At 70.7% G+C, this 23,251-nt stretch carries 25 protein-coding genes and 1 tRNA gene; 8 read left to right on the forward strand and 18 right to left on the reverse strand.

The window, feature by feature from the left end; translation table 11 throughout:
- Nucleotides 1-86 precede the first annotated feature (86 nt).
- Together AB0H71_RS14035 and AB0H71_RS14040 are read left to right on the forward strand one after the other, a co-directional pair.
- Nucleotides 87-464, forward strand: coding sequence for a PH domain-containing protein (locus tag AB0H71_RS14035; protein ID WP_357019592.1), 378 nt, complete (start codon nt 87-89; stop codon nt 462-464).
- A gap of 14 nt (nt 465-478) precedes the next feature.
- Entirely contained in the window at nt 479-904 is a 426-nt protein-coding gene (locus AB0H71_RS14040; RefSeq protein WP_357019594.1) for an HIT family protein, read from the forward strand.
- Between the two features lie 18 nt (nt 905-922).
- On the opposite strand, the gene AB0H71_RS14045 is transcribed toward AB0H71_RS14040, so the two are convergent.
- From AB0H71_RS14045 to AB0H71_RS14060, 4 genes are read right to left on the reverse strand one after another with little or no spacing between them, the layout of a single operon-like run.
- On the reverse strand, nt 923-1,828 hold the full coding sequence (locus AB0H71_RS14045) for a short-chain dehydrogenase/reductase (RefSeq protein WP_357019597.1): 906 nt from the start codon (nt 1,826-1,828) through the stop codon (nt 923-925).
- Nucleotides 1,825-3,276 (reverse strand): NAD(P)/FAD-dependent oxidoreductase, encoded by a 1,452-nt coding sequence (locus tag AB0H71_RS14050; protein WP_357019600.1) that lies wholly within the window; start codon nt 3,274-3,276, stop codon nt 1,825-1,827. Before AB0H71_RS14050 ends, AB0H71_RS14045 begins: the two co-directional genes overlap by 4 nt.
- Nucleotides 3,277-3,286: 10 nt before the next feature.
- Nucleotides 3,287-4,312, reverse strand: a complete 1,026-nt coding sequence (locus AB0H71_RS14055; protein ID WP_357019602.1) for a PDR/VanB family oxidoreductase — start codon at nt 4,310-4,312, stop codon at nt 3,287-3,289.
- Entirely contained in the window at nt 4,309-5,202 is an 894-nt protein-coding gene (locus AB0H71_RS14060) for a metal-dependent hydrolase (protein WP_357019605.1), read from the reverse strand. Before AB0H71_RS14060 ends, AB0H71_RS14055 begins: the two co-directional genes overlap by 4 nt.
- 97 nt (nt 5,203-5,299) lie before the next feature.
- Between AB0H71_RS14060 and AB0H71_RS14065 the strand changes: the two genes are divergently transcribed.
- A complete protein-coding gene (locus AB0H71_RS14065; RefSeq protein ID WP_357019608.1) occupies nt 5,300-5,911 on the forward strand; it encodes a helix-turn-helix domain-containing protein in 612 nt (203 codons plus the stop codon).
- Between the two features lie 24 nt (nt 5,912-5,935).
- Here AB0H71_RS14065 and AB0H71_RS14070 read toward each other — a convergent pair whose 3' ends face one another.
- Nucleotides 5,936-6,958, reverse strand: a complete 1,023-nt coding sequence (locus tag AB0H71_RS14070; protein ID WP_357019611.1) for a helix-turn-helix transcriptional regulator — start codon at nt 6,956-6,958, stop codon at nt 5,936-5,938.
- Here AB0H71_RS14070 and AB0H71_RS14075 point away from each other — a divergent pair.
- Nucleotides 6,945-7,211 (forward strand): hypothetical protein, encoded by a 267-nt coding sequence (locus tag AB0H71_RS14075; RefSeq protein ID WP_357019614.1) that lies wholly within the window; start codon nt 6,945-6,947, stop codon nt 7,209-7,211. The two genes, AB0H71_RS14070 and AB0H71_RS14075, sit on opposite strands and share 14 nt — an antisense overlap.
- Nucleotides 7,212-7,315: 104 nt before the next feature.
- Here the strand turns inward: AB0H71_RS14075 and AB0H71_RS14080 are convergent.
- The 3 genes from AB0H71_RS14080 to AB0H71_RS14090 all read right to left on the reverse strand — a co-directional run bounded on the left by AB0H71_RS14080 (nt 7,316) and on the right by AB0H71_RS14090 (nt 8,684).
- Nucleotides 7,316-7,387 (reverse strand) — tRNA-Thr (locus tag AB0H71_RS14080).
- Nucleotides 7,388-7,493: 106 nt separating this feature from the next.
- Nucleotides 7,494-7,736, reverse strand: a complete 243-nt coding sequence (locus tag AB0H71_RS14085) for an MbtH family protein (protein ID WP_011207082.1) — start codon at nt 7,734-7,736, stop codon at nt 7,494-7,496.
- A 114-nt stretch (nt 7,737-7,850) separates the two neighbouring features.
- Nucleotides 7,851-8,684: an alpha/beta hydrolase gene (locus tag AB0H71_RS14090; RefSeq protein WP_357019616.1), complete on the reverse strand. Its 834-nt coding sequence runs from the start codon at nt 8,682-8,684 to the stop codon at nt 7,851-7,853.
- A 218-nt stretch (nt 8,685-8,902) separates the two neighbouring features.
- On the opposite strand from AB0H71_RS14090, the gene AB0H71_RS14095 reads away from it, so the two are divergent.
- From AB0H71_RS14095 to AB0H71_RS14110, 4 genes are all read left to right on the forward strand, one after another.
- The gene (locus AB0H71_RS14095; protein ID WP_357019618.1) at nt 8,903-9,073 is read left to right on the forward strand and encodes a hypothetical protein; all 171 of its coding nucleotides are present in this window, start codon (nt 8,903-8,905) and stop codon (nt 9,071-9,073) included.
- Between the two features lie 123 nt (nt 9,074-9,196).
- A complete protein-coding gene (locus AB0H71_RS14100; protein WP_357020370.1) occupies nt 9,197-10,783 on the forward strand; it encodes a trehalose-6-phosphate synthase in 1,587 nt (528 codons plus the stop codon).
- A gap of 68 nt (nt 10,784-10,851) precedes the next feature.
- A complete protein-coding gene (locus AB0H71_RS14105) occupies nt 10,852-11,574 on the forward strand; it encodes a response regulator transcription factor (RefSeq protein ID WP_357019620.1) in 723 nt (240 codons plus the stop codon).
- Nucleotides 11,571-13,031, forward strand: a complete 1,461-nt coding sequence (locus AB0H71_RS14110; RefSeq protein WP_357019622.1) for an ATP-binding protein — start codon at nt 11,571-11,573, stop codon at nt 13,029-13,031. The genes AB0H71_RS14105 and AB0H71_RS14110 overlap by 4 nt, the downstream gene beginning before the upstream one ends.
- Here the strand turns inward: AB0H71_RS14110 and AB0H71_RS14115 are convergent.
- From AB0H71_RS14115 to AB0H71_RS14160, 10 genes are all read right to left on the reverse strand, one after another.
- The gene (locus tag AB0H71_RS14115; protein ID WP_357019625.1) at nt 13,018-13,500 is read right to left on the reverse strand and encodes a h domain protein; all 483 of its coding nucleotides are present in this window, start codon (nt 13,498-13,500) and stop codon (nt 13,018-13,020) included. The two genes, AB0H71_RS14110 and AB0H71_RS14115, sit on opposite strands and share 14 nt — an antisense overlap.
- Nucleotides 13,497-14,309 carry a hypothetical protein gene (locus AB0H71_RS14120; protein ID WP_357019627.1) on the reverse strand — a complete coding sequence of 271 codons (813 nt, stop codon included), beginning with the start codon at nt 14,307-14,309 and terminating at the stop codon, nt 13,497-13,499. Before AB0H71_RS14120 ends, AB0H71_RS14115 begins: the two co-directional genes overlap by 4 nt.
- Entirely contained in the window at nt 14,306-15,712 is a 1,407-nt protein-coding gene (locus AB0H71_RS14125; protein ID WP_357019630.1) for an MlaD family protein, read from the reverse strand. Before AB0H71_RS14125 ends, AB0H71_RS14120 begins: the two co-directional genes overlap by 4 nt.
- Nucleotides 15,709-16,947, reverse strand: coding sequence for an MCE family protein (locus AB0H71_RS14130; RefSeq protein ID WP_357019633.1), 1,239 nt, complete (start codon nt 16,945-16,947; stop codon nt 15,709-15,711). The genes AB0H71_RS14125 and AB0H71_RS14130 overlap by 4 nt, the downstream gene beginning before the upstream one ends.
- Nucleotides 16,944-18,218: an MCE family protein gene (locus AB0H71_RS14135; RefSeq protein ID WP_357019636.1), complete on the reverse strand. Its 1,275-nt coding sequence runs from the start codon at nt 18,216-18,218 to the stop codon at nt 16,944-16,946. The genes AB0H71_RS14130 and AB0H71_RS14135 overlap by 4 nt, the downstream gene beginning before the upstream one ends.
- Nucleotides 18,215-19,279, reverse strand: coding sequence for an MCE family protein (locus AB0H71_RS14140; RefSeq protein WP_357019639.1), 1,065 nt, complete (start codon nt 19,277-19,279; stop codon nt 18,215-18,217). Before AB0H71_RS14140 ends, AB0H71_RS14135 begins: the two co-directional genes overlap by 4 nt.
- Nucleotides 19,276-20,307 carry an MCE family protein gene (locus AB0H71_RS14145; RefSeq protein WP_357019642.1) on the reverse strand — a complete coding sequence of 344 codons (1,032 nt, stop codon included), beginning with the start codon at nt 20,305-20,307 and terminating at the stop codon, nt 19,276-19,278. Before AB0H71_RS14145 ends, AB0H71_RS14140 begins: the two co-directional genes overlap by 4 nt.
- Nucleotides 20,304-21,437 (reverse strand): MCE family protein, encoded by a 1,134-nt coding sequence (locus AB0H71_RS14150; RefSeq protein ID WP_357020372.1) that lies wholly within the window; start codon nt 21,435-21,437, stop codon nt 20,304-20,306. Before AB0H71_RS14150 ends, AB0H71_RS14145 begins: the two co-directional genes overlap by 4 nt.
- A gap of 92 nt (nt 21,438-21,529) precedes the next feature.
- Complete coding sequence (locus tag AB0H71_RS14155) at nt 21,530-22,381, reverse strand: ABC transporter permease (protein ID WP_357019645.1); 852 nt, start codon at nt 22,379-22,381, stop codon at nt 21,530-21,532.
- Between the two features lie 4 nt (nt 22,382-22,385).
- The gene (locus AB0H71_RS14160; protein ID WP_357019647.1) at nt 22,386-23,150 is read right to left on the reverse strand and encodes an ABC transporter permease; all 765 of its coding nucleotides are present in this window, start codon (nt 23,148-23,150) and stop codon (nt 22,386-22,388) included.
- Nucleotides 23,151-23,251 lie beyond the last annotated feature (101 nt).

The raw sequence follows: 23,251 nt of genomic DNA on the forward strand, positions 1-23,251 counted from the left end.
GAGTAGAGGACGAAGGTGACCTGCTCGCAGGCATAGTGGAGAGGGGGCGCCGCCGCGCCGCCGCTGGACCGGGACGGGGAGATCCGATGGGCTTGATCGACGGAATCATGGGCAATGCGGGCGGCGTGGATCCCGCACGCGCGCAGCAGGAGTACGGGCGGCTGCTCGGCAACGGCGAGCAGATCTACTCGGCGTACATCCTGGTGCGCGATGCCATGCTCTTCACCAACCGCAGGTTGATCCTGGTCGACAAGCAGGGGCTCTCCGGCCGCAAGGTGAGTTACCACAGCGTGCCGTACCGCTCGATCACGCACTTCGCGGTGGAGACCGCGGGCACCTTCGATCTCGACGCCGAGCTGGTCATCTGGATCTCCGGCGCGCCGGAGCCGCTGCAGAAGAAGTTCAATCGGCAGGTCGACATCTACGAGGTGCAGGGCATCCTGTCGCACTTCGTCGGGGTCTGACTACGCTGCCGGGCATGGCTTCCGTATTCAGCGCGATCATCGCCGGTGACCTGCCCGGGCGCTTCGTCTGGGCGGACGACGAGTTCGTCGGCTTCCTGACCATCGCGCCGGTCACCCAGGGCCACGTCCTCGTGGTGCCGCGCAAGGAGATCGACCAGTGGCAGGACGTCGACGCCGACGTCTTCGCGCGGCTCACCGGCGTGGCGCAGACCGTCGGCAAGGCCGTGCGCGCGGCGTTCGACGCGCCGCGCGCCGGGCTGCTGATCGCCGGGCTGGAGGTGCCGCACCTGCACGTGCACGTCTTCCCGGCGTACGAGATGGGCAACTTCGACATCTCCGGCGCGGACCCGAGCCCGAGCGCCGAGTCGCTGGACGAGGCGCAGGCGAAGATCAAGGCCGCGCTGCGCGACCTCGGCTTCTCCGACAACGTCCCGGACTGATGTCGCCGCGCCGCGCCGTCACGGTGCGGCGGAGCCGGCCCGCTCCCCCGGCAGCGCGCCGCGCACCCGCTCCTCGACGGCGTGCAGCAGCGCGTGCAGCCCGCGGTCGCGGGTGAGCTTGGCGTCCAGCGCGACATTGATCGCCCCGCGGAAGAGCGCGTACGGCTCCCAGCCCGCGGGCGCGATGGTGCGCGGCGCCCGCCGCTCGATGCCGTCCGCGATGACGAGGGCGGCCTCGGCACCGCTGATCCGGACGTTCAGCGGCCAGGGCAGCAGCGCCTCCACCCGGCGGCCGAGGTCGTCGTTGTCCAGCGTCTCGTGGGTCATGGCGGTGTCCACGATGCCGAAGTAGGCGACCCCCGCGGTGGCGCCGTGCGCGGCCAGCTCGACCCGCAGCGCCCGGCCCAGCTGCTCCACCGCGGCCTTGCTGATCATGTACGGCGACCCCGCCATGCCCGGCGCGAAGGCCGCGCAGGACGACACCACCACCACGTGCCCCCGGCTCGCTACGATGGCGTCCAGCGCGGGCTTGACGGTGTTGAACGCGCCGGTCAGGTTCACCCCGAGCACGGCGTCGAAGACCGCCGGGTCCATGGTGCGCAGGGTGGCCGGCTTCGGCACGATGCCCGCGTTCGCCACCACCACGTCCAGCCCGCCGAACCGCTCGACCACCCGGGCCACCACCTCGGCCATGGCCGCCCGGTCGGTGACGTCGGCCCCGAAGGCGGCGGCCCTGCTGCCCAGCGCGGCGGCCGCGGCCTTGGCGCCGACCTCGTCCACATCGGCCAGCGCGACGACGGCGCCGCGCCGGTGCAGCACCGTGGCCAGCTCCCGGCCGATGCCCTGCGCCGCCCCGGTGATCAGGACGACCCGGTCGCGGACCCGGAAGTCGGGCTCGGCCACGCGGAACAGTCCCCGGATCATGCGCTCACCTCGTAGGAGTCGATGTCGAAACGGCTGGTGCGGCGGCGGTATTCGAAGCTCCAGTTCGGGTAGAGCCCGGAGTTGGCGCCGTCCGCGGTGGTGTAGTAGCTGTCGCAGCCGCCGGTCAGCCAGACCGTGTCGGCGCTGCGGCGGCGCATCTCGTCGAGGAACTCGTCCTGCACCTCGGGCCGCAGCTCCACCCTTCTCGCGCCCGCACGCTGTGCGGTGCGCAGGGCGTCGACGATGTAGCCGATCTGCGACTCGATCATGAAGATGGCGGACTGATTGCCCGCCGCCCCGAACGGCCCCAGCGTGCTGAAGAAGTTCGGGAACCCGGCGACCGCGATGCCGAGGTAGCTCTGCGGCCGGGTCTCGTACAGCTCGGCGATGCTGCGCCCGTCCCGGCCGATGTACTTGCCGTAGACGCTCGGCGTCGAGGTGAAGCCGGTGCCGTAGACGATGGTGTCGATCGGCCGCTCGGTGCCGTCCCGCAGCAGGATCGAGCGCGGCCGTACCTCGGCGATACCGGTGGTGACCACCTCGACGTTCGGCGCGGCGAGCGCCGGGAGGTAGGCGTCCGAGAAGATCGCTCGCTTGCAGCCGATCATGTAGTCCGGGGTGACCCGGGCGCGCAGCTCCGGATCGGCGATCTGCCTGCGCAGCTGGAACCGCCCGAGCGCCTCGTAGAGGTGCCGGAACCGCTTGTCCACCAGCGAGACCAGCCCGAACCCCTCGATGGCGGTGTACCAGCCCGCGCGGATCGCCTGCCGCAGCAGCGGCACCTTGCGCAGCAGCAGCCGCTCCGCGCCGAGCGTCGGCCGGTCCATCCGGGGCACGATCCACGGCGCCGAGCGCTGGAACACCGTCAGCTTCGCGACCTTGGGCTGGATCTCCGGCACGAACTGCACCGCGGAGGCGCCGGTGCCGATCACCGCGACCCGCTCACCGGTGAGGTCGTGGTCGTGGTCCCAGTGCAGCGAGTGGAAGGTGGTGCCCTCGAAGGTCTCCAGCCCGGGCAGGCTCGGGTACTTGGCCTCGGCGAAGACGCCTGCCGCAGAGATCAGGAAGTCGGCGGTGCGCGGCCCGCGCGAGGTCTCGACCCGCCAGAGCGCGGCCTCCTCGTCCCAGCGCGCGTCGGTGAGCTCGGTGCGGAACTCGATGTGCCGCAGCACATCGTGCTGCTCCGCGACCCGGCGCAGGTAGGCCAGGATCTCCGGCTGCTTCCCGTAGGTGCGCGACCAGTCCGGGTTCGGCGCGAAGGAGTAGCTGTACAGGTGCGAGGGCACGTCGCAGGCGGCGCCCGGGTAGGTATTGGCCTGCCAGGTGCCGCCCAGCTCGGCGGCGCGCTCCAGCACCGCGAGGTCGTCGAAGCCCGCCGCGCGCAGCTTGATCGCCAGCCCGATGCCGCCGAAGCCGGCGCCGACGATCAGCACGTGGTTGTGTTCCATCGGTTTCCTCTCAGCAGTCCAGTACCAGCGCGTCGCCCGCCGCGCGGGAGACGCACGGGCGGATGCGGTCGGGCCTGGCCAGCGCTTTCGGCACCCGGTCGCGGTGCTCGACCGCCCCGGCCAGCACCCTGGTCTCGCAGCTGCCACAGAAGCCCTGCCTGCACGAGTACGGCACCCGCGGGTCCACCCGCTGAATCGCGGCCAGCGCGGTCTCGGTGGCGCCGACCCGGACCGTGCGGCCGGTGCGCGCCAGCGTGAGGTCGAACTCCCGCCCGCCCTCGACCGGCGCCGGGGCGAACCGCTCCACGTGCAGCGACCCGGTGGGGTTGCTGTCGAAGGCGAGCCGCTGGGCGGCGGCGAGCATGCCGGGCGGGCCGCAGACGTACACCGCCGCACCCGGCTCGGCGCTTTTCAGCAGTTCGGCCAGGTCCGGCGGGCCGAATTCGTCGTCCGGCCGCACCTCGGCCCCGGGCAGCTCGTCCAGGAACGGCATCCGATCCCGGCTGCTGCCCAGGTAGAGCAGCCGCCCGCGGGGACCCGCCGCCCGCACCATGGGCAGGATCGGCGTGATCCCGATGCCCCCGGCGATGAACAGGTACGAGGGCGCCTCCACGAACCCGAAGGCATTGCGCGGCCCGCGGATCCGCAGCACCGACCCGGCCCGCAGCGTCTCGTGCACCTCGCGCGAGCCGCCGTCGCCGCCGGGGATGAGCCGCACCGCGATCCGGTAGCGGAAGCGATCGCGCGGGTTGCCGCAGAGCGAGTAGCGGCGCTGCCTCCCCGACGGCAGGAAGAGCTCCAGGTGCGCGCCGGGCCGCCACACCGGGAGCACGCCGCCGTCCGGGGCGCGCAGCGTCAGCGCGACCACGTCGAGCGCGACCTGCTCCACCGCCTCCACCACCACGTCCCGGTCGAACCCGCTGTTCCGCACCGGCTGCGGGCTGGAGAGCAGCGGGGCCGTCGCCCCCGCGACGAACACCTGCTTGTAGACGTCCATCGCGGTGCCGAGCAGCCGCAGCGCAGCGGGGGCGGTCATGAATGCGCCCTGGCCGCCGGCGAGTGCGCCAGGTAGCGCAGCGCCTTGTCCATCGGCCCCAGCTGCGAGGGGTGGAAGCCGGGGCGCAGGTAGCGCGGCAGCTCGGAGAAGAAGACGGTCCAGCTCGGCACCACCCCGCGCAGCGTCGCGCCGACGAACTGTGACCCCCAGAACCGCCCCTTGTCCTCGGACGGATCCTTCCGGTACAGGTACGCCGTCGAGATGATGAAGAGCGGCAGCAGCGTAGCGCTGGCCAGCACCGCCGTGCGCGCCTTCCGCGCGTAGCCGCCGTCCAGGTACATGTACGCGTCGTAGACCACGCTGCGGTGCTCGACCTCCTCGGCGCCGTGCCAGCGCACCAGGTCGAGCATGGCCGGGTGCATGTTCTTCTCCGCGAGCACGTCAGCGTTCAGCAGCCACTCCCCGATCACCGCGGTGTAGTGCTCCATCCCCGCGAAGAGCCCGAGCCGCTCCTTGAGCCACTCCTCTTTCGCGCGGCCATCGAGCCCGTGGTCACCGAGCAGCCGATCGACCAGCCAGGCGATCTTGCCGATGTACGACTCCACGTCCAGCCCGATGGACTGCAGGTGCTTCCGCGCCGCCTCGTGCGAGTTGGCGTGCGTGGTCTCCTGCCCCACGAACCCCTGCACCTCCTCGCGCAGCCGCGGATCGCGGATATAGGGCAGCGCCTCGCTGAGCGCCTGCGCCATCGCCCGCTCCCCCTCCGGGAGCACCAGGTGCATGACGTTCACGATGTGGGTGGCCAGCACCTCACCCGGGATGTAGTGCAGGGGAACCGAATCGAAGTCGAACCGCACATCGCGGGCCTCGATCGCGTGCGCCTCGGCACCATGCGTCCGCGTCGTCGCGGGAGCAGCGTTGTCAGCCATGGTCCGACCGTACAGTGCAACAAAGTGGATTTCAATGTTGCGGCAACAATTCAACGGAGAATGTTGCAGCACCGTTCGGTTCTGCTAGCGTCGAAGGGTGTCCGCCTCCATCGAGAACGCCGCGACCCGCGCCGATTCCGACACCGTCGAAACGCGGATCCTGGATGCCGCGCTCACCCGCTTCCAGGCCGTGGGTGTGAAGAAGACGACGATCGAGGATGTCGCCAGGGAAGCCGGCGTCGACCGGGTCACCGTCTACCGCCGCATGGGGTCGCGGGACGACCTGGTGCAGGCCGTGGTCAGCCGCGAGGTCGGGGCGGTGCTCGCGGACATCGCCGGGATCGCCGAGCGCCACGACACCGTCGACGATCTGGTCATCGACATCTTCGTCACCGTCATCGGCCGCTGGCGCACCAATCCCCTCGCCCAGCGCATGCTGTCGCTGGAACCCGAGCGGGTTGTCCTGAAGCTGACCTCCGAGGGCGCCACCACCTTCGCCATGTCCATCGCCGCCACCGCCGCCGCGCTCCAGCGCGCCGCCGACCGGGGGTTGATCGCCTCCCCCGACGACCTCGTCACCCGCGCCGAAGTCGTCTGCCGGATCGTGCATTCGCTGATCCTCGCGCCGCACGGAAGCCGGGAACTCTCGACCGAGGCCGAGCTCGAGGAGTTCGCCCGGCGCTACCTGGTCCCGATCATCGCCGGCTGAACACCGGGGGTCAGGTCTGTTCGATCAGTGCGGGATGTCGGCGGTACCGTCGGCCGCTCGCGTCCACTTCGCCATCCACGATGCGCGGCGTTGTTCCGGAGGGAGTGCGGCAACCGCAGCCTGCACCTCTCGGCGCGCTTGATCCTCTCGGCCCAGCGTCCGCAGCACCCGGCCGCGCTGGAGTGCGAAGAACTCGGGTCCGTACCAGTAACCGGCACTGGGCCGCTCCTCGTGCGCCGCCCGAGCCGCGCTGTCGTCGGCAACCAGCAACGCCCGCTCCGCCGCCTTTTCCGCACCGAGGGCCGCCTGTATCCGCGCGCGCTGGTAGTGCTCGAACACGACGATCAGCGGATGCGCACCACGCACCGCGAGCGCGGCCTCCGACAATTCGGCGGCACTCCGATATTCGGAGTTCGCCAATGCGGCGAATGCGCTGAAGCTCAGCCCGTGCACGAGCCGATCCGGATTGCCGGATTCGCGCGCCAGGTAGACGGCCCGGACGAAACTGCGCTGTGCGGCGGCATCGGCACCGGTGGCGAATTCGAGCCAGCCCCGGTACTGCGCCAATTCGCTGGCCAGCGCGACAGCGGTGGCGACTCGCGCCCGCGGAGCATCGCGGGCCAGCGTCTCGGCCATCGCGCCGAGCCCCCGCACCGCCGCCAGCACGGCCACGGGTCCGGCCGAGTCCTCGATCCGCCGAGTCGCCGCCAGGATCGCGGCGGCATCGTCCAGCGTCTCGGCGTCGACGGCGCCGGGTGCCGCCGACACCGCCGCCAGCCGATCCAGATGCACGTCGAGCGCGGTTTCGTATGCCGCGACGATCTCCGCGCTGACCGGCCGCTGCCCCGTCTCGATCTGCGACAGGTAGCCGACGGCGTAGTGCGTCCGCCGTGCCAATTCGCGCAGCGCGACACCGGCACCGGTGCGCGCGGCACGGAGCAGTGACCCCGGTTCCATCGGATCCCCGGTTGGACTCAGTAGCGAACGGCTGCGAACGGGCAGGCGGTTCTGCGACCGATTATCCACGCCCAGCGTGCTTTTCGGCACCGTCGATCACACAGGGGGAGCGATGATTCGCAGTTCGATGACAAAGCCGGAGCGCGGGATACTGGCCGTGTCCGCACCGGGCGGATTGCTGACCGCCCGCCAGATACAGCGTGACGCCCAGCTCGGCGAATGGGCCGCGCGGCGCGCGATCGGTCAGCTCGATTCCCGCGGCCTGATCATGGCCGGTCCGCGCCAGGCACGCTGGAGCATCACACCTCGCGGTGTGGCCGCAACGATCGGCGGTGGCAGGTGAGCTGGGCACACGCCGGTCTCGCAGGTGCGGCACCGGATCGCCTGGGAGGACCGGCTGCGGCGTGACAGTACTCCGAACGAAGACGGAGCCGTCAGCTCAGGGAGAGCCCCCTGTCAGGATTGAACTGACGACCTTTCGCTTACAAGGCGAGTGCTCTACCACTGAGCTAAGGAGGCGGAAAGCGGTGCCATCATATCCGGCACCGCACCGGGTGGCACGAGGGTTTCGTGCCACCCGGTGGGTGTGCGGTTCGATCGTCCCGGCGCAGTATCGGAACGAGGGTCAGGACTGGGCGCCCTGACGGGCCGCGTCGTCGGCGGCCATCGCGTCACGCAGGCTCTTGGGCCGCATGTCGGTCCAGTTCTTCTCCACGTACTCGACGCAGGCGGCGCGGCTGTCCTCGCCGAAAACCACTCGCCATCCGGCCGGGACCTCCGCGAAGGCGGGCCACAGGGAGTGCTGTTCCTCGTCGTTGACCAGAACGAAGAAGCGGCCGTCTTCGTCGTCGAAGGGGTTGGTGCTCATTTCACCTCACTGGATACTGGCGCGTTGGTCGGGGATCGGGCTCGGGCACGACCACGATGAGCCCGAGCGTTGTTTCGACCCTAGCAAGCCGGGTGTTACGACTGGGCCGTTACCTCAGGCGGCGAAGAAATCCAGCAGGATCTTGTTCACCGCTTCGGGCCGCTCCAGGTAACCGTAGTGCCCGGCGTCCGGAACCTCCTGGTAGCGCGCGTTCGGGATGACGTCGGCGACCTCGCGGGAGAGGTAGGGCGGGATCATCCGATCGTCGGCGAAACCGACCGACAGGCACGGCACGGTGATGCCCCGGTACGCCTGCACGCGGTCGAAATCGTGGTCCATCTTGCGCTGGGCCCGGATACCGGGGGTGACCGGGCCTCCGGTGAACTCGAAGAGGTCGAGCCAGTCGCGGGCGGCATTGGTGTCGGCCATGGTGGCGGGCGAGAGGTTCATGACGGCGGTGAGCGCGGCCTCGTACTTGGCCGGCAGCCGGACGCCGCTGGCGTCGAGCTCGTGCTCGCCGGCCGAGAGCGTCTTCTGGAACTGGTCGAGCCGGCCGTGGCCGGCCATGAACACGGCCTTGCGCACCAGCTCGGGGCGGGCCAGCGCGAGTTCCTGGGCCACCCTGGCGCCCATGGAGGTGCCGACGACAAGGGCTGGACCCTCGTCGAGCAGCTCGATCAGCCCGGCGGTGTCGGCGACCAGCTGCTCGATGGCGATGCCGGTGGCGGACTCGGAGGACGGGGCGATGCCGCGGTTGTCGAAGGTGCAGACCCGGTAGCCGGCGGCGACGAGGGCGGGCACCTGGTGCAGCTCCCAGACCCGGCCGGGGCTGCCGGTGCCCATGATCATGACGACCAGCGGGCCCGCGCCCTTGACATCGGTGCCCCTGGTGCGGTCGCCCTTGACCTGGTAGTTGAGCGAGATTCCGTTCACCGTTGCCAGCGGCATCGTCGTCGGTCCTTTCGTGGAGGTGCTTCGTGGTCCACGGTATAGGGAGCGGGGCGGTGGTGTGCACGGCACCGGCGCCGGCTGTGGACAACTCGGGGGGTGTGCATGAACGTCGTTCCACGTGGCATTCGGAGCGCGGGCGCGGGGCACCCGCTCCCCGGCGCCGGATATCATTGACTATTCGCAGAGACCAGCGTATTAGCCGGGAGGACTGACAGATGGCCGCGAAGGGCACCGCGAACGACATCGCGGACGACGATCTCGAGCCATTGGCCGACGAGACCGCACGTCAGGCACAGCGGGTGGTCGCGGCGTACGCCGCGGACGCCGACGAGTGCCGGATGCTGCTGGCCATGCTCGGCATCGGCGCGGGCACCCGCGCCGAGTAGGCGTACCGGGGCAGTCGACGCCGAGGGCGCCGTCGACCGGCCGGGAACCGACACACACAACAGCACACAGCGGCAGACGCTCGTCAGCGGCCTCGACGCGCAAAGGATGCGTGAGTGGATCACATGAACGACCACCAGTCCGACGACTTCGACACCGTCTCGCCCGACGCCGGGCCGGAGCCATCCGGCCGCGGCGGCACCCCCGCCGACTACGCGCCCGTCGAGGGCAGCGGCTCCGGCTTCGTGGTCGTCGCCAATCGGTTGCCGGTCGACCTGGAGCGGCTGCCGGACGGCACCCGCCGCTGGAAGCGCAGCCCCGGTGGCCTGGTCACCGCGCTGGAGCCGGTGCTGCGCAGCAACAAGGGGGCGTGGGTCGGCTGGGCCGGCATCCCGGACGTCGACGTCGACCCGATCATCGAGGACGGCCTGGAGCTGCACCCGGTGCCGCTCTCCGCCGACGAGGTGGCCGACTACTACGAGGGCTTCTCCAACGCCACGCTGTGGCCGCTCTACCACGACGTCATCGTGCGCCCGGTCTACGACCGGGCATGGTGGGCCGCGTACGTCGAGGTCAACCGGCGTTTCGCCGAGGCGACGGCCAAGGTGGCCGCGGAGAACGCGACCGTCTGGGTGCAGGATTACCAGCTCCAGCTCGTACCCAAGATGCTGCGCATGCTGCGGCCGGATCTGACCATCGGCTTCTTCCTGCACATCCCGTTCCCGCCGGTCGAGCTGTTCATGCAGATGCCGTGGCGCACCGAGATCGTGGAGGGGCTGCTCGGCGCCGACCTGATCGGCTTCCACCTCCCCGGCGGCGCGCAGAACTTCCTCTACCTGGCCCGCAGGCTGGCCGGGCAGCCCACCTCGCGCGGCACCATCGGCGTGCGCTCGAAGCTCGGCGTGGTCCAGGTCGGGTTCCGCACGGTGCGGGTCGGCGCCTTCCCGATCTCGATCAACTCCGCGGAGCTGGACGAGCTCTCCCGGCGTCGCTCGGTGCGCGAGCGCGCCGCCAAGATCCGGGCCGAGCTGGGCAGCCCGAAGACCATCCTGCTCGGCGTCGACCGGCTGGATTACACCAAGGGCATCGATATCCGGCTGAACGCGCTGGAGGAGCTGCTGGTCGACGGCCGGATCGATCCGACGCACACGGTCATGGTGCAGCTCGCGACGCCGAGCCGGGAGCGGGTGGACAGCTACATCCAGATGCGCGGCGACATCGAGCGCCAGGTGGGCCGGATCAATGGCGAGTTCGCCAGGGTCGGCTACCCGGTGGTGCACTACCTGCACCGCCCCATCCCGCGGGACGAGCTGGTCGCCTTCTTCGTCGCGGCCGACGTCATGCTGGTGACGCCGCTGCGCGATGGCATGAACCTGGTGGCCAAGGAGTACGTGGCCTGCCACAGCGGGCTGAACGGCGCGCTGGTCCTCAGCGAGTTCACCGGCGCGGCGGCCGAGCTGCGCCAGTCCTACCTGTGCAACCCGCACGACCTGGACAGCGTCAAGGACGCCATCGTCGCCGCGGTGGACGACGACCGCGACACCAGGCGCCGCCGCATGCGGGCGCTGCGCAGGCAGGTGCTCGCGCACGACGTCGACCGCTGGGCCAGGGCCTTCCTGGAGGCGCTCGCGCAGGACCAGGTGGCGGGCAGCGCGCTGGTGAACGTGGGCGACGAGGAGGACGACGAGGTGGACCGCGACACCGACGACTGACTTACCGCACAGCGACTTCACAGGAAAGGTCCAGGGACTTCGGAGGCCGGTGACCCACGATGGTGTCCATGACTGGTGAATCCGCCGAGGCCAGGGTGCTCGTCGTGGACGACGAGCCCATGATCGTGGAGTTGCTGGCGGTGAGCCTGCGGTTCCAGGGCTTCGAGGTGGAGACCGCCGCGGACGGCGCGCAGGCGCTCGATCGGGCGCGCAGCTTCCGGCCGCAGGCGCTGATCGTGGACGTCATGATGCCGGGCATGGACGGTTTCGGACTGCTCCGCAGGCTCCGCGCCGACGGCATCACCGCGCCGGTGCTCTTCCTCACCGCGCGCGACGAGGTGCAGGACAAGGTGGCCGGGCTCACGCTCGGCGCCGACGACTACATCACCAAGCCGTTCTCGCTGGAGGAGGTGGTGGCCCGGCTGCGCGTGGTGCTGCGCCGGGCCGGCCACGGCGAACCGCCGAAGGAGACCTCGCGGCTGCGCTTCGCCGATATCGAGCTGGACGACGACACCCACGAGGTGTGGAAGGCCGGCGAGCCGGTGGCGCTCTCGCCCACCGAGTTCACGCTGCTGCGCTACTTCATGGTGAACGCGGGCACGGTGCTCTCCAAGCCGCGGATCCTGGACCACGTGTGGCGCTACGACTTCGGCGGCGAGGTCGGGGTGGTCGAGACCTACGTGTCGTACCTGCGGAAGAAGGTCGACACCGGGAGCCACCGGCTGATCCACACGCTGCGCGGGGTGGGGTACGTGATGCGCGAGCCGCAGCGCGCCCGGTCGGGGCGGTGAACCGGGTCGCGGTCCCGGTGGCGAAGGCCCGCGGCGCGCTCGGCGCGCGGCTCTCGGCGATCCCGCTGCGGGTGGGGCTGGTGCTGGCGCTGGTGCTCCTCTGCGCCGCCGGGCTCGGCGCCTCCGGCATGCTGGTCACCTCGGCGCTGGAGCGTTCGCTGCTGAACCGCACCGACCAGCAGCTGCGCGAGGCCGCGCTCTCCTGGGCCCGGCCGGACCGGCTGGTCGGGCCGCTGCCCGCGGACGGCAGGCAGCCGCCGAGCCCGTTCTTCGTCGAGGTGGAGCGGCCGGACGACCCCGCCCGGCTGGTGCTGCGGCCGTTCAATATCGATGCCACCCCCGCGCTGCCGGAGCCGCCGATCGGGCGGCCGGTGACCGTCGGCTCCACCGACAACGCCGACGTGGAGTGGCGGGTGCTGAGCCTGCGCACCAGGGACGGCACCACCACGGTGGCGGCGCCGCTCACCCAGAACCGGGACACCGTCGACCAGCTGATCATGCTGCTGGTGGTGGTGGGGGTGCTGGTGCTGGTGGCGCTCGCGGTGGCGGCGTACTTCGTGATCAACCGGAGCCTGCGGCCGCTGCGCGATGTCGAGCGCACCGCCGCCGCCATCGCCGCGGGCGACCTGCACCGCCGGGTGCCGCAGCAGAGCACCAAGACCGAGGTGGGCAGGCTCTCCCGCTCGCTGAACGGCATGCTGGCGCAGATCCAGCGCGCCTTCGAGGCGCGCACGGCCTCCGAGGAGGCGGCGCGGCACTCCGAGGAGCGCATGCGCCGGTTCGTCGCCGACGCCAGCCACGAGCTGCGCACCCCGCTCACCACCATCCGCGGCTTCGCCGAGCTCTTCCGGCAGGGCGCGACCAGCGATCCGGCGCTCTTCATGGATCGGATCGAGCGGGAATCGCAGCGGATGGGGCTGCTCGTCGAGGACCTGCTCATGCTGGCCAGGATGGACGCCGACCGCCCGCTGGACCGGGCGCCGGTCGACCTGCTGACGCTGGCCAGCGATGCCGTGCACAGCGCACGGGTGCTGGCCGGGACCGGCACCGAGCCGCACACCATCGAGCTGGAGGTGCGGCCGGGCACGGGAACGCTCGAGGTGCTCGGCGACGACACCCGGCTGCGGCAGGTGCTGAGCAACCTGCTGAGCAATGCGGTGGTGCACACCCCGCCCGGCACGGCCGTCACCGTGCGGCTCACGCCCGCCGAGGACGAGGTGCTGCTCGAGGTCGCCGATACCGGCCCCGGACTGCCGCGCGACGAGGCCGAGCGGATCTTCGAGCGGTTCTACCGCACCGATACCTCGCGGACCAGGGCGAGCGGCGGCACCGGGCTCGGGCTGTCGATCGTGCGGGCGCTGGTGACAGCGCACGGGGGTGAGGTGCGGGCGGCGAGTGAGCCGGGGCGGGGCAGCACCTTCACGGTGCGGCTGCCCCGGAGCGTCACACCGGAGTGACGGCGGCGACCAGCCAGCGGTCGCCGTCCCGGTCCAGCTCGACCTTGACCCGGCTGCCGCTGGTGGTGCCCTGCGGGCTGTCCTTGCTGGTGGTGATCTGGTTCAGGAAGAGCATGACCACGGCGTTGCTCGCGTCGGCGGAGACGATGCCCGCGGCCTGGGCCTCGGCCTGCACGCTGAGCTGCTTCTCCTTGGCTCCCGGGGCGATGGCGTCCTGGATCAGGGTGAGGTAGTCGGCGCGGAAGTCGGGGGCCAGATTGTCGGCGGCCTTGGGCAGCTCGGTGTCGACGGTGGTGAAGTCGTAGCTGAACATGGCGGAGACGGTGCGGCTCGCGGTGCTGGCGGCGTCGGTGCGGGCCTGCTCGGTGCGGCTGTCGTCCCAGAGGCGGTAGCCGTTCACGCCGGCCAGTACGGCGGCGGCGAGCAGCAGGACGGCCGCGGCACCGGCGATGATCTTGGTCCGATTCATGCCACGAACTCCACTTTCGATGCCGTGAGCCCCTCGTCGCCGCGGGTGACGGTGATGCGGAACCGGTAGTAGCGGGTCTGTGGCTCGGCCTGGCCCGCATTGGTCAGGGTCTGCTTGGCGGCGACCAGGACCTGGGCGGAGTCCTCGTCGTCGCGCTCCAGCGCGGCCTCGACGATCTCGCCGGTGGAGACCACCTTGGCCTGCTGGACGATGTCGGTGAAGGGGTCGACGCGGCCGTCGAACTCGGTCTTGAAGTCGCCGGAGGCCACGGAGAGGATGCGGTCGATGTCCTCGCGGGCCGAGTCGGCGCGGATGGTGGTGAGGTTCAGGACGGTCTGGCGGGCGGTCTGCAGGTACTCGTTGCGGCGCTCGTCCCTGGCGTCGTTCGCCCGGACGGCGAGGGTGGAGAGGACCGCGCTCGCCACGATGGCGATGGCGGCGATGGCCGCTGCCGCGGTCAGGGTGAGACGCTTCCAGGAGCGGGTCGATACGGGCGGCTCGGAAGCCGTCTCGTCGGCGTCCTTGTCGAGCGCGACCACAGCCGCGGGCTTCGCCTTCGGGGCCGCGGGCTCGGCCTTCGACGGCGCGGGATCCCCCGCAGCCACGGACTTCGCGGCCACGGACTCGGCCGGAGCAGCGGTATCGGATGCCTCGGCCTGCGCCGCACCCGAACCGGACGCCGACGCGCCGGGACCGACCCCGTCGGAACCCGCGCCCTCGGACGCTTCGACACCGTCGGCCGGCGGCGGCCCCGCCGAGCGCATCGCCCGGCGGCGAGCACGCGGCTTATCGTCGTTGATCTCGCTCATCGTTGCTGCTCCTCGAGCATCGCCTGCCAGCTCGACGGTACCGTGCCCGACCCGTCGGCCACATCGCCTTGCCGATACGAGCGCCCGTCGGGCCCCATGTAGACGCCGGTGCCCGGGTCGTAGGCACGGGCCGAGGCGGGGGTCACGGCCGTGCTGTCGGAGCCGCCGGTGTACCCGGCGGGCTCGACCGGCTGCGGCGGGCCGAACGGCGGATTGTTGCCGAGCGGGGTGTAGGCGCCGGTGCGGCACAGCTCCGGGGTGGGGGCGCGCCGGCCCGGGTACTCCTGGCAGGGCGTGTTGCGGATGCCGCGCACCGCCTCGGGGGCGTCCTGCGGCACCTTGCAGTACAGCCCGGATGGGGTGTCGGGGATGTCGAGCAGGGTGGGGTCGCGGCGCTGCTCCGGCGGGAGGAAGCCGGTGGTGCAGGGCGGCGGGTCGTTGACGGTGACCATGAAGTCGACCATGGCGCCGTACTCCAGCGGCCCGCGCACGGCGGTGAGCAGCGCCGCCACCAGCGGCGGGTAGACGACCAGGATCTGCTCCAGCCCGGCGTGGTAGATGGTGCCCACCTGCCCGACGCTCACCAGGTTGGCGAGCAGCAGCGGCAGCGTCGGCCGCAGCGTCTGGAACAGGTCGGTGACCTGCTGCATCGCGCCAGGGCCCGTGGTCAGGATGTTGCGCAGCGCCGGGTCGTGCGCCCGGAGCTGGTCGGTGACGGTGGCGAGGTCCGAGGTCCAGCTGCGGATATTCGCGTCCGACTGCACCTGGGTGTCGAGCAGCGGGCCGATCTGGTCGAGCAGCTGCTTGGTCGGCTCGACGCTGCTCTGCGCCTCCTGTACAAGCAGCGCGGCCGAGTCGATGAAGCGCTGCAGGTCCGGCCCGGCGCCGTTGAAGGCGCGGAATGCCTCGTCGATGACCTGGCGCAGCCGGGTGTCGGCGACGCTGGAGAGCAGCCGATCGGTCTGGTCCAGCAGCGATCCGACGTCCTGCGGCAGCTTGGTGCGGTTCACCGGGATGACGTCACCGTCGCGCAGGTTCCCGTCGTCGGCGCGGTTTTCCGCGGGGATGAGGTCCACGTACTGCTCGCCGATGGCGGAGACGCTGCGCACCCAGGCGTCCACGTCGGCGGGGACCTTGTGGTCGCTGTCGATGGAGATGACCGCGTCCACCCCGGCCGGCGTCAGTTTCACCTCCTGCACCTTGCCGACGTTGGTGCCGCGGTAGGCGACATTGGCGTTCGGGTACAGCCCGCCGGTGGCGGCGAGCTGCACCGTCACCTGGTAGCGGCCGATGCCGAGCATGGCGGGCACACCGACGTAGGTGCCGCCCATGATGATCAGCCCGACCGCGGTCAGGATCGCGAAGATCACCAGCTGGATGCGGACGAAGCGGGTGAGCGTCATTGCCCGGCACCTCCGGGTGCGGCCGCTGCTCCGGGCAGCGGCACGGTGAGGCCGGGAATGGCGGGCAGCCCCGGGATCGGCGGCAGCCCGGGAATGGTCGGGGCCGGGCCCTGACTCTGGTCCGGGCCGGCCAGCGGGCCGAGCGCGGGGTTGCCGGGCTGGCTGGCGGTCTCCGGCGCGATGGTGCCGAGCACGCCCTCGATGCCGCCGAAGCGCCCGCCGAGCGGGGTGCCGGTGAGCCAGTTGGAGTCCAGGCGGGCCGCGGTCAGGTCCAGCGTCATGAAGAGGTTCAGGTAGTCGCCCTTGATCGCCCGGTCCAGGTTCTTCATCGGGAACGGGAAGGTCGCGATGATCTTGAGCGACTCGGTGAGGTTGTGCCCGGTGTCGGCGAGCGTCTGGAGTACCGGGTGCAGCGCGGCGAGGTTGGCCTTCAGGTCGTCGCCGCTGGCGTCGATGATCCGCTCGGTGACGTCGCTGAGGTCGCCGAGCGCGGTGAGCGCCCTGGTGATCTCGGCCCGCCGGTCGGCGAGCACGGTGAGCGCCGGGTGGATATCGGTGATGGCGGCGGCGAGCACGTCGCGCTGCGCCACCAGCTCCCCGCCGAGCCGGTCCAGCCCGCCCATGGCGTCGATGATGCTCTGGGTCTGGCCGTTCAGGCTGATGGTGAGGTCGTTGAGCTGCACGATCAGGTCGCGGACGTCGCTCTCCCTGCCGGTCAGCGCGGTATTGAGCTCGCGGGTGATGTTCTCCAGCTGGGAGATGCCGCCGCCGTTCAGCACCACCGAGAGCGAGGAGAGCACCTGCTCGGTGGTCGGGTACACCGAGGCGCGGGCCAGCGGGATGGTGTCGCCGTCGCGCAGCTCGCCCTCGGGCGCGATGTCCTTCGGCGGCGTCAGCTCGACGTGGTTGCTGCCGAGCAGGCTGGTCTGGCCGATGGCGGCGGTGGCATTGGCGGGCAGCCGCACGCCCTGCTCCAGCGAGACGGTGACCAGCGCGTGCCAGCCCTCGACCTCGATATCGGCGACCGTCCCGACCGCGACGTCGTTCACCCGGACCGGCGAATTGCGGGTCAGCGTGGTGACGTTCGGCATCTGGATGCGCACCTGGTAGGCGCCGGCGTCGGTGCCCTTGGCGCCCGGCATGGGCACCGAGTTCAGCCCGTCCCACTCGCAGCCGGTGGTGCCGAGCACGATCGCGGCCGCGGCGGCGAGCCCGGCCAGACCTCGGCGGTTCATCGCCCACCTCCCGGAATGGCGAGCCCGGCCAGCCCCTGCGGCACCGAGATCGGCGCCTGCGCCGGCACGGGCCGCTGATCCCGCGGCCCCTCGGCGGCCAGGCTCGGCGGGCTGTAGACGAGCTGGTCGGGGAAGGCGGTGACGCCGGTCGCCGGGTTGGTCATGATCGGCAGGTAGTTCATGCCGAGCGACTGGATGACCGGGGCGAGGAACTCGTTGCAGAGATCCGCGCTGCGGTCGGACTGGTTCTTCTCCAGCGCGCGCACCGAGCCGCAGAGGAAACTCATCGGGTTGCCCGGGTTGGCGAGCGCGATGGCGCCGGTCAGCGTGCCCTGGGCGGGCTTGTAGAGCTGGTAGAAGTTCACCAGCGCGGTCGGGCCGGAGTGCAGCGCCTGCTCCAGCTCCGGGCGCTTGTCGGCGAGGATCTGGGTGGCCTGGGCCAGCTTCTGCACGCTGTCGGTGAGCTGGGTGCCGCTGTCGTCCAGGAAGCGGCTGACGTCCGCGATGGCCAGGTCGAGGTTGTCCAGCCCGGCGCCGAGCTCGGCCGACACCCCGGCCAGCACCGAGGAGACCGAGGCCAGCCTGCCGCCGAACTGCACGATCTGCTCGTTGCTCGCGCTCAGCACCTCGACGAACTTCTGCAGGTTGCGAATGGTGCCGAAGAGGTCGGTGCGGCCGTCGGAGAGCGTGGTCAGGGTGGCGGAGAGCTCGCGCAGCGTATCCCGGAAGCGGTCGCCGTTGCCGTCCAGGTTGTCCGCGGCGACGTTCACGAAGCGGCCGAACGAGCCCTGCTCGTCGTCGCCAACCGGGCCGAGCGTGGTGGCCAGCTTGGAGAGCTCGGTCTTGATGTCGTCCCACTCGACCGGGACGGCGGTGCGGTCGAGCCCGATGGTGGCGCCCTCGCCCAGCTTGGCGCCGCCGGTGTAGGCCGGGGCGAGCTGAATGAACCGCGCCGAGACCAGCGAGGGGGCGATCAGCACGGCGCGCGCGTCGGCGGGGACGTCGACGCCGCGGTTCAGCGTCATGGTCACCGCGACCTTGTCGTCGCCGGGCTCGATCTCGTCGATCCGCCCGACCTTGACCCCGAGGATCCGGATGTCGTCGCCCTCGTACAACCCCGCGGTTGAGGGGAACTCGGCGGTCACGGTCGTGGTGCCGATATTGCGCAGGCCGAAGTACCCGGCCACCGCGAGCAGCGCGACGACCAGGACCGCGGCCCCGATGACGAGCGTCCGGCGCGGGATATTGCTGACGGTGTTCCGCACGGTCATCGCGGCGGCTCCTGAGCGGCGGGCCCGATGGAGGGCGGTGGGTCGGCGAGGTACTGGCGCAGCGAGTCCGGCAGGTGCTGCGGCCAGACCAGCGAGTCGACCAGGATCTGCAGCCCGGTGCTGGTCGCGTTCACCACGTACGCCTGGAAGTACGGGCCGCTGCCGACCTGCTCGCCGAGCGCGGCGGAGAACGGGCCGAGCCGGTCCAGCGCCAGCGAGATGTTCTCCCGGTTCCTGGTCAGCAGGTCGAGCACCTGGTCCAGCTTCTGCAGCGCCGGGTTCAGCTGGGCCTCGTTGTCCGCGATCACCCCGCGCAGCTGCACGGCGAGGCCGTTCACGTAGACGATGAGCTGGCTGATCGCGGTGCGCCTGCGGTCCAGCTCGCCGAGGAGCTCGTTGCCGTCCAGCAGCAGCGCGTTGATCTGGGTGCCGCGCTCGGCCAGGATCTCGGTGACCCGCTGCGCCCTGGCCAGCAGGTCGGTGAGGGCCTGGTCGCGGGTATTGATGCTGCGGGAGAGCGCGGTGACGCCGTCCAGCGCGGAGCGCAGCGGGGCGGGGGTGTCGGCGAAGCTCACCGAGAGCGCGTCCAGCGTCTCGTCCACCCGCTGCATGTCCAGCCCCTGCACGGTGCCTGCCAGGTCGCCGAGCGCCTCGTTCAGCGAGTAGGGCGAGTTGGTTCGCTCCAGCGGGATGGTGTCGGTGGTGCGCAGCGCGCCCGGCCCGTCCGGCGAAACCTCGAGCGACTTGCGGCCGAGCACGGTATTGGTCTTGATCGCCGCGCCGGTCTTCTCGCCGAGCACGATCGACTCATTGAGGCTGAAGGTGACGAGCACCCTGGCGCCGTCCAGCCGGACGTCCTCGACCCGGCCCGAGCGCACCCCGGCCACCTGCACGGCGTCGCCGGGGACCAGCCCGCCGGCGTCGCCGAAGAAGGCGGTGTAGGTGGCGCCGGAGCGGATGAAGGGCAGCCGGTCGAACTGCAGCGCCGAGAGGGCGATCGCGACCGCGAGCACGAGGCCGACGATGCCGATGGTCATGGTGGGGGAACGCTGTTCGCTCATTCTGTGTCAGCGCACCTTCCACTCGACTGCGGACCGGGCAGGTTGATCTGGATCGGCTGTCCGTTCGGGCCGTCCATCACGATGTTCGTCTCGCAGACGTAGAGCTGCAGGAAGGAGCCGTAGGAGCCGATCCGGATGAGCTTGCGGTAGGTCTCCGGCAGCTTGTCCAGCACCCACTGCACGTCGGCCTCGCCCGCGTTCAGGTTGGTGGCCAGCCGGTCGGTCTGCGCGATGGTGGCGCGCAGGTCGGGGCGGGCCTGGGCGAGCAGGTCGGTGAGGTCGCCGGTCGCGCCGGCGATCCGGGGCAACGCGGCGCCGATCGGGTCGCGGTCCTCGGCCAGCCCGCTGACCAGGCGCTGCAGCTCGGCGATGGTGGTCTCGAACTGGTCGCCGCGCTCGTCGATGGTGGCGAGCACGGTGTTCAGGTTGGTGATCACGCTGCCGATCAGGGCGTCCCGGTCGGCCAGCGTGCGGGCGAAGGAGCCGCCGCTGTTCAGCAGCGAGACCAGCGTGCCGCCCTGGCCCTGGAAGATCTGCAGCAGCGCGTTGGTCAGGTCGTTCACCTGGCCCGGGTCCAGCCCGCGGAGCAGCGGCTTGAAGCCGCCGAGCAGCATGTCGAGGTCGAGCGCGGGCGCGGTGCGCTCCAGCGGGATGCTGCCGCCGTCCGGCAGCTCCTCGGCCGAGCCGGGCCCCTCCAGCAGCTCCAGGTAGCGGTCGCCGACCAGGTTCTCGTACCGGATGGCGGCCCTGGTGCTGGTGAAGAGCGGGAACCGGCGGTCCACGTCGAACTCGACGTGCGCGCGGTGGTCGTCGCCGACTTTCACCGAGGTCACCGAGCCGACCGGCACCCCGGCGATCCGCACCTTGGCGCCCGGCAGCATGCCGGACGAGCTGGTGAAGACGGCGTGGTAGCCGTCCTCCCTGGAGAACCGCATCTGGCTGAAGACCACGACCAGCCCGGCGAAGATCAGCGTCATCACCACGGTGAAGATCGCCAGTTTGATGGCGGTGGCATTGCTGCGTTTCACGGCTGTCCCACCCCCGGCATGCCGGCGAAGAGGATCTCGAACACCTTCGGGCCGTTCACCGTGATCCTGGTGCTCGGGGTGTAGGGCGCGCCCTCGCTGGTGTCGGTGACGGTGTAGTCGGAGTGCATGCCCGGCGTCCGGTCGGAGATGCCCGCGCAGCTGGGCCCGCCGGTGGCGTTCACCTTGGGCAGGTCCCGCGGGTAGGTGTACGGCTCGGCGCCGTACATGAAGTTGGTGTTCAGCGCGACTCCCTCCTGGCCGCCGCCGAAGACCGCCTCGCCCAGCGGCAGCGCGGTGGCCAAGCCGTTGACCAGGCAGTACAGCGCGGGCGAGTACTGGTTGAGCAGCCCGGTGGTCGGGGTGAGCAGCTCCAGCGCGGTGATCACCTGGGTTTCGTTCTCGCGCAGCACCGCGCCGGTGGTGTCGGCCATGCCGATCACGTTCAGCAGCAGGCCGTCGAAGTTGCGCTGCTCCTGAACGAGGGTGCCGCTGGTCACGGTCAGGTTGTCGACCGTGCGGAGCAGGTCGGGCGCGGCGTCGGCGTAGATATTCGTGACCTGGGCGGTGCTGTCGAGATCGCGCTGCAACGCGGGCAGGTACGGGTTCAGCTCGCGCAGGTAGGCGTCGCTGGTGCTGAGCAGCTCGCCGAGCTTCTGCCCGCGGCCGTCCAGCGCCGAGCCGAGCGCGGCCAGCGTGGCGTTCAGCTTCTCCGGCTCCAGCTCGTTCAGCACCTGCGAGAGGTGCTGGAAGATGGTGTCGAACTCGACCGTCACCGACTCCGCGGAGACCGTCGCGCCCGCCTTCAAGGGGGTGCCGGACGGGTCGTCCGGGATCACGAAGTTGATGTACTTGGCGCCGAAGACGGTGGTGGAGCGGATGTCGACGCGGGCGTTCGAGGGCACCATGTGCAGCTGGTCCGGGTCGAGCGCCAGCGATATCCTGGCGTCCTCGCCGGTGGTGTCGACCCCGGTGACCCGGCCGATCTCCACCCCGCGCACCCGCACCTTGGCGTCCGGGTCGAGCACCAGCCCGCTGCGCGGCGCCTCCACCGTGACCGCCGCGACCGGGGTGAACCCGCCGACGAACATGGTCAGCGCCACCGCGGCGATCGCCACCAGCAGGAGCACCATCGCCAGCCCGGCCAGCTTGAGCCCGTACCGCTCCCGGAACCGGGCGCCCCGGCCCGGCTCGGCCGCGCGTTGCTGCGTCGTCATCGTCCGCGTCACCCCGAGAGATGGAAGTTGCCGGAGGTTCCGTAGATCGCCAGCGAGATCAGCAGCGTCACCGAGACCACCGCGACCAGCGAGGTGCGCACGGCATTGCCGACCGCGATGCCGACCCCGACCGGGCCGCCCGCCGCGGTGTAGCCGTAGTAGGTGTGGATCAGCATGATCGCGAGCGCCATGAAGATGGCCTGCGCGAAGGACCAGAGGATGTCGCTGGGGATCAGGAACGTGGAGAAGTAGTGGTCGTAGACGCCCGCCGACTGCCCGTAGATCACCACGGTGGCGAAGCGGCTGGCCACGAAGGAGGCGATCACCGCGAGCGCGTAGAGCGGGATGATCGCGATCATCCCGGCCAGCACCCTGGTGCCGATCAGGTACGGCACCGGCCGGATCGCCATGGATTCCAGCGCGTCGATCTCCTCGGCCACCCGCATGGCGCCGAGCTGCGCGGTGGAGCCGGCGCCGATGGTGGCGGCCAGCCCGATGCCGGAGATCACCGGCGCCGCGATCCGCACATTGATGAAGGCGGCGAAGAAGCCGGTCAGCGCCTCGACGCCGATATTGCCGAGCGAGCTGTAGCCCTGCACCGCGATGGTGCCGCCGGCGAAGAGCGTCAGGAACCCGACGATCACCACCGTGCCGCCGATCACCGCGAGCGCGCCGGTGCCCATGCTGATCTCGGCGATCAACCGGATGGTCTCGGTGCGGTAGTGCGTGAGCGCGCGCGGCACCGAGGCCAGCGCCTGCATATAGAAGACGGCCTGCTTGCCGATGGCGTCGAGCGAATCCGAGCTGCGGCGCAGCCGCCGGACGGTGCGCGGGAAGCGGGACTGGATCACGAAGGCCATGGCGTCACCGCACCGTGAACTTGATGCCGGCCGCGGTGACCACGACGTTCACCACGAACAGGGCCATGAAGGCGAAGACGACCGTCTGGTTCACCGCGTCGCCCACGCTCTTCGGGCCGCCCTTGACGTTCAGCCCGAGGTAGCAGGCGACCAGCCCGGCGATCAGCCCGAAGAGCCCCGCCTTGATTTCGGAGATGATCAGCTCGGGCAGGTGGGTGAGCAGCGTGATCCCGTTGACGAAGGCGCCCGGGTTCACGTCCTGCAGGAAGACCGAGAAGAGGAAGCCGCCCGCGATGCCGATCGTGCAGACCAGGCTGTTCAGCATGAGCGCCACGAACATCGAGGCCAGCACGCGCGGAACCACAAGGCGCTGCACCGGATCGATGCCGAGCACCCGCATGGCGTCGATCTCCTCGCGGATGGTGCGGGCGCCGAGGTCGGCGCAGATCGCGGTGGCGCCGGCGCCTGCCACGATGAGCACGGTGACGATCGGCCCCACCTGGGTCACCGAGCCGAACGCGGCACCGGCACCGCTCAGGTCGGCGGCGCCGATCTCGCGCAGCAGGATGTTCAGCGTGAAGCTGACCAGCACCGTGAACGGAATGGCGACCAGCAGCGTCGGCACCAGCGACACCCTGGCTATGAACCAGGACTGATCGATGAACTCCCGCGCCTGGAACGGGCGGCGGAAGGCCGCGCGCCCGACATCGGCGGTGAGTTCGAAGAATCCCCCGACGGCCCTGAGGGGCACAGCAAGGACGGGGTTCATCGGCGATCCTCCTTGCTCGACCCTGCTTCGCATGATTAGAACATGTTCACCCCGGTCGAAGGGGGATTTCAGCACTTTGAAGTGCTGATTTCCTCCAATTA

This window comes from Nocardia sp. NPDC050697 (genome assembly GCF_040654395.1).
GTDB lineage: Bacteria > Actinomycetota > Actinomycetes > Mycobacteriales > Mycobacteriaceae > Nocardia.

Excerpts from the sequence above, each read along its gene's own strand:
- AB0H71_RS14040 (WP_357019594.1), top strand. The coding sequence starts at position 479 with ATGGCTTCCGTATTCAGCGCGATCATCGCCGGTGACCTGCCCGGGCGC.
- AB0H71_RS14130 (WP_357019633.1), bottom strand. The coding sequence starts at position 16,947 with ATGAACCGCCGAGGTCTGGCCGGGCTCGCCGCCGCGGCCGCGATCGTG.
- AB0H71_RS14095 (WP_357019618.1), top strand. The coding sequence starts at position 8,903 with ATGGCCGCGAAGGGCACCGCGAACGACATCGCGGACGACGATCTCGAG.
- AB0H71_RS14100 (WP_357020370.1), top strand. The coding sequence starts at position 9,197 with ATGAACGACCACCAGTCCGACGACTTCGACACCGTCTCGCCCGACGCC.
- AB0H71_RS14140 (WP_357019639.1), bottom strand. The coding sequence starts at position 19,279 with ATGAGCGAACAGCGTTCCCCCACCATGACCATCGGCATCGTCGGCCTC.
- AB0H71_RS14120 (WP_357019627.1), bottom strand. The coding sequence starts at position 14,309 with ATGAGCGAGATCAACGACGATAAGCCGCGTGCTCGCCGCCGGGCGATG.
- AB0H71_RS14060 (WP_357019605.1), bottom strand. The coding sequence starts at position 5,202 with ATGGCTGACAACGCTGCTCCCGCGACGACGCGGACGCATGGTGCCGAG.
- AB0H71_RS14105 (WP_357019620.1), top strand. The coding sequence starts at position 10,852 with ATGACTGGTGAATCCGCCGAGGCCAGGGTGCTCGTCGTGGACGACGAG.
- AB0H71_RS14160 (WP_357019647.1), bottom strand. The coding sequence starts at position 23,150 with ATGAACCCCGTCCTTGCTGTGCCCCTCAGGGCCGTCGGGGGATTCTTC.
- AB0H71_RS14050 (WP_357019600.1), bottom strand. The coding sequence starts at position 3,276 with ATGGAACACAACCACGTGCTGATCGTCGGCGCCGGCTTCGGCGGCATC.
- AB0H71_RS14155 (WP_357019645.1), bottom strand. The coding sequence starts at position 22,381 with ATGGCCTTCGTGATCCAGTCCCGCTTCCCGCGCACCGTCCGGCGGCTG.
- AB0H71_RS14035 (WP_357019592.1), top strand. The coding sequence starts at position 87 with ATGGGCTTGATCGACGGAATCATGGGCAATGCGGGCGGCGTGGATCCC.
- AB0H71_RS14135 (WP_357019636.1), bottom strand. The coding sequence starts at position 18,218 with ATGACCGTGCGGAACACCGTCAGCAATATCCCGCGCCGGACGCTCGTC.
- AB0H71_RS14045 (WP_357019597.1), bottom strand. The coding sequence starts at position 1,828 with ATGATCCGGGGACTGTTCCGCGTGGCCGAGCCCGACTTCCGGGTCCGC.
- AB0H71_RS14085 (WP_011207082.1), bottom strand. The coding sequence starts at position 7,736 with ATGAGCACCAACCCCTTCGACGACGAAGACGGCCGCTTCTTCGTTCTG.
- AB0H71_RS14115 (WP_357019625.1), bottom strand. The coding sequence starts at position 13,500 with ATGAATCGGACCAAGATCATCGCCGGTGCCGCGGCCGTCCTGCTGCTC.
- AB0H71_RS14150 (WP_357020372.1), bottom strand. The coding sequence starts at position 21,437 with ATGGTGCTCCTGCTGGTGGCGATCGCCGCGGTGGCGCTGACCATGTTC.
- AB0H71_RS14125 (WP_357019630.1), bottom strand. The coding sequence starts at position 15,712 with ATGACGCTCACCCGCTTCGTCCGCATCCAGCTGGTGATCTTCGCGATC.
- AB0H71_RS14090 (WP_357019616.1), bottom strand. The coding sequence starts at position 8,684 with ATGCCGCTGGCAACGGTGAACGGAATCTCGCTCAACTACCAGGTCAAG.
- AB0H71_RS14055 (WP_357019602.1), bottom strand. The coding sequence starts at position 4,312 with ATGACCGCCCCCGCTGCGCTGCGGCTGCTCGGCACCGCGATGGACGTC.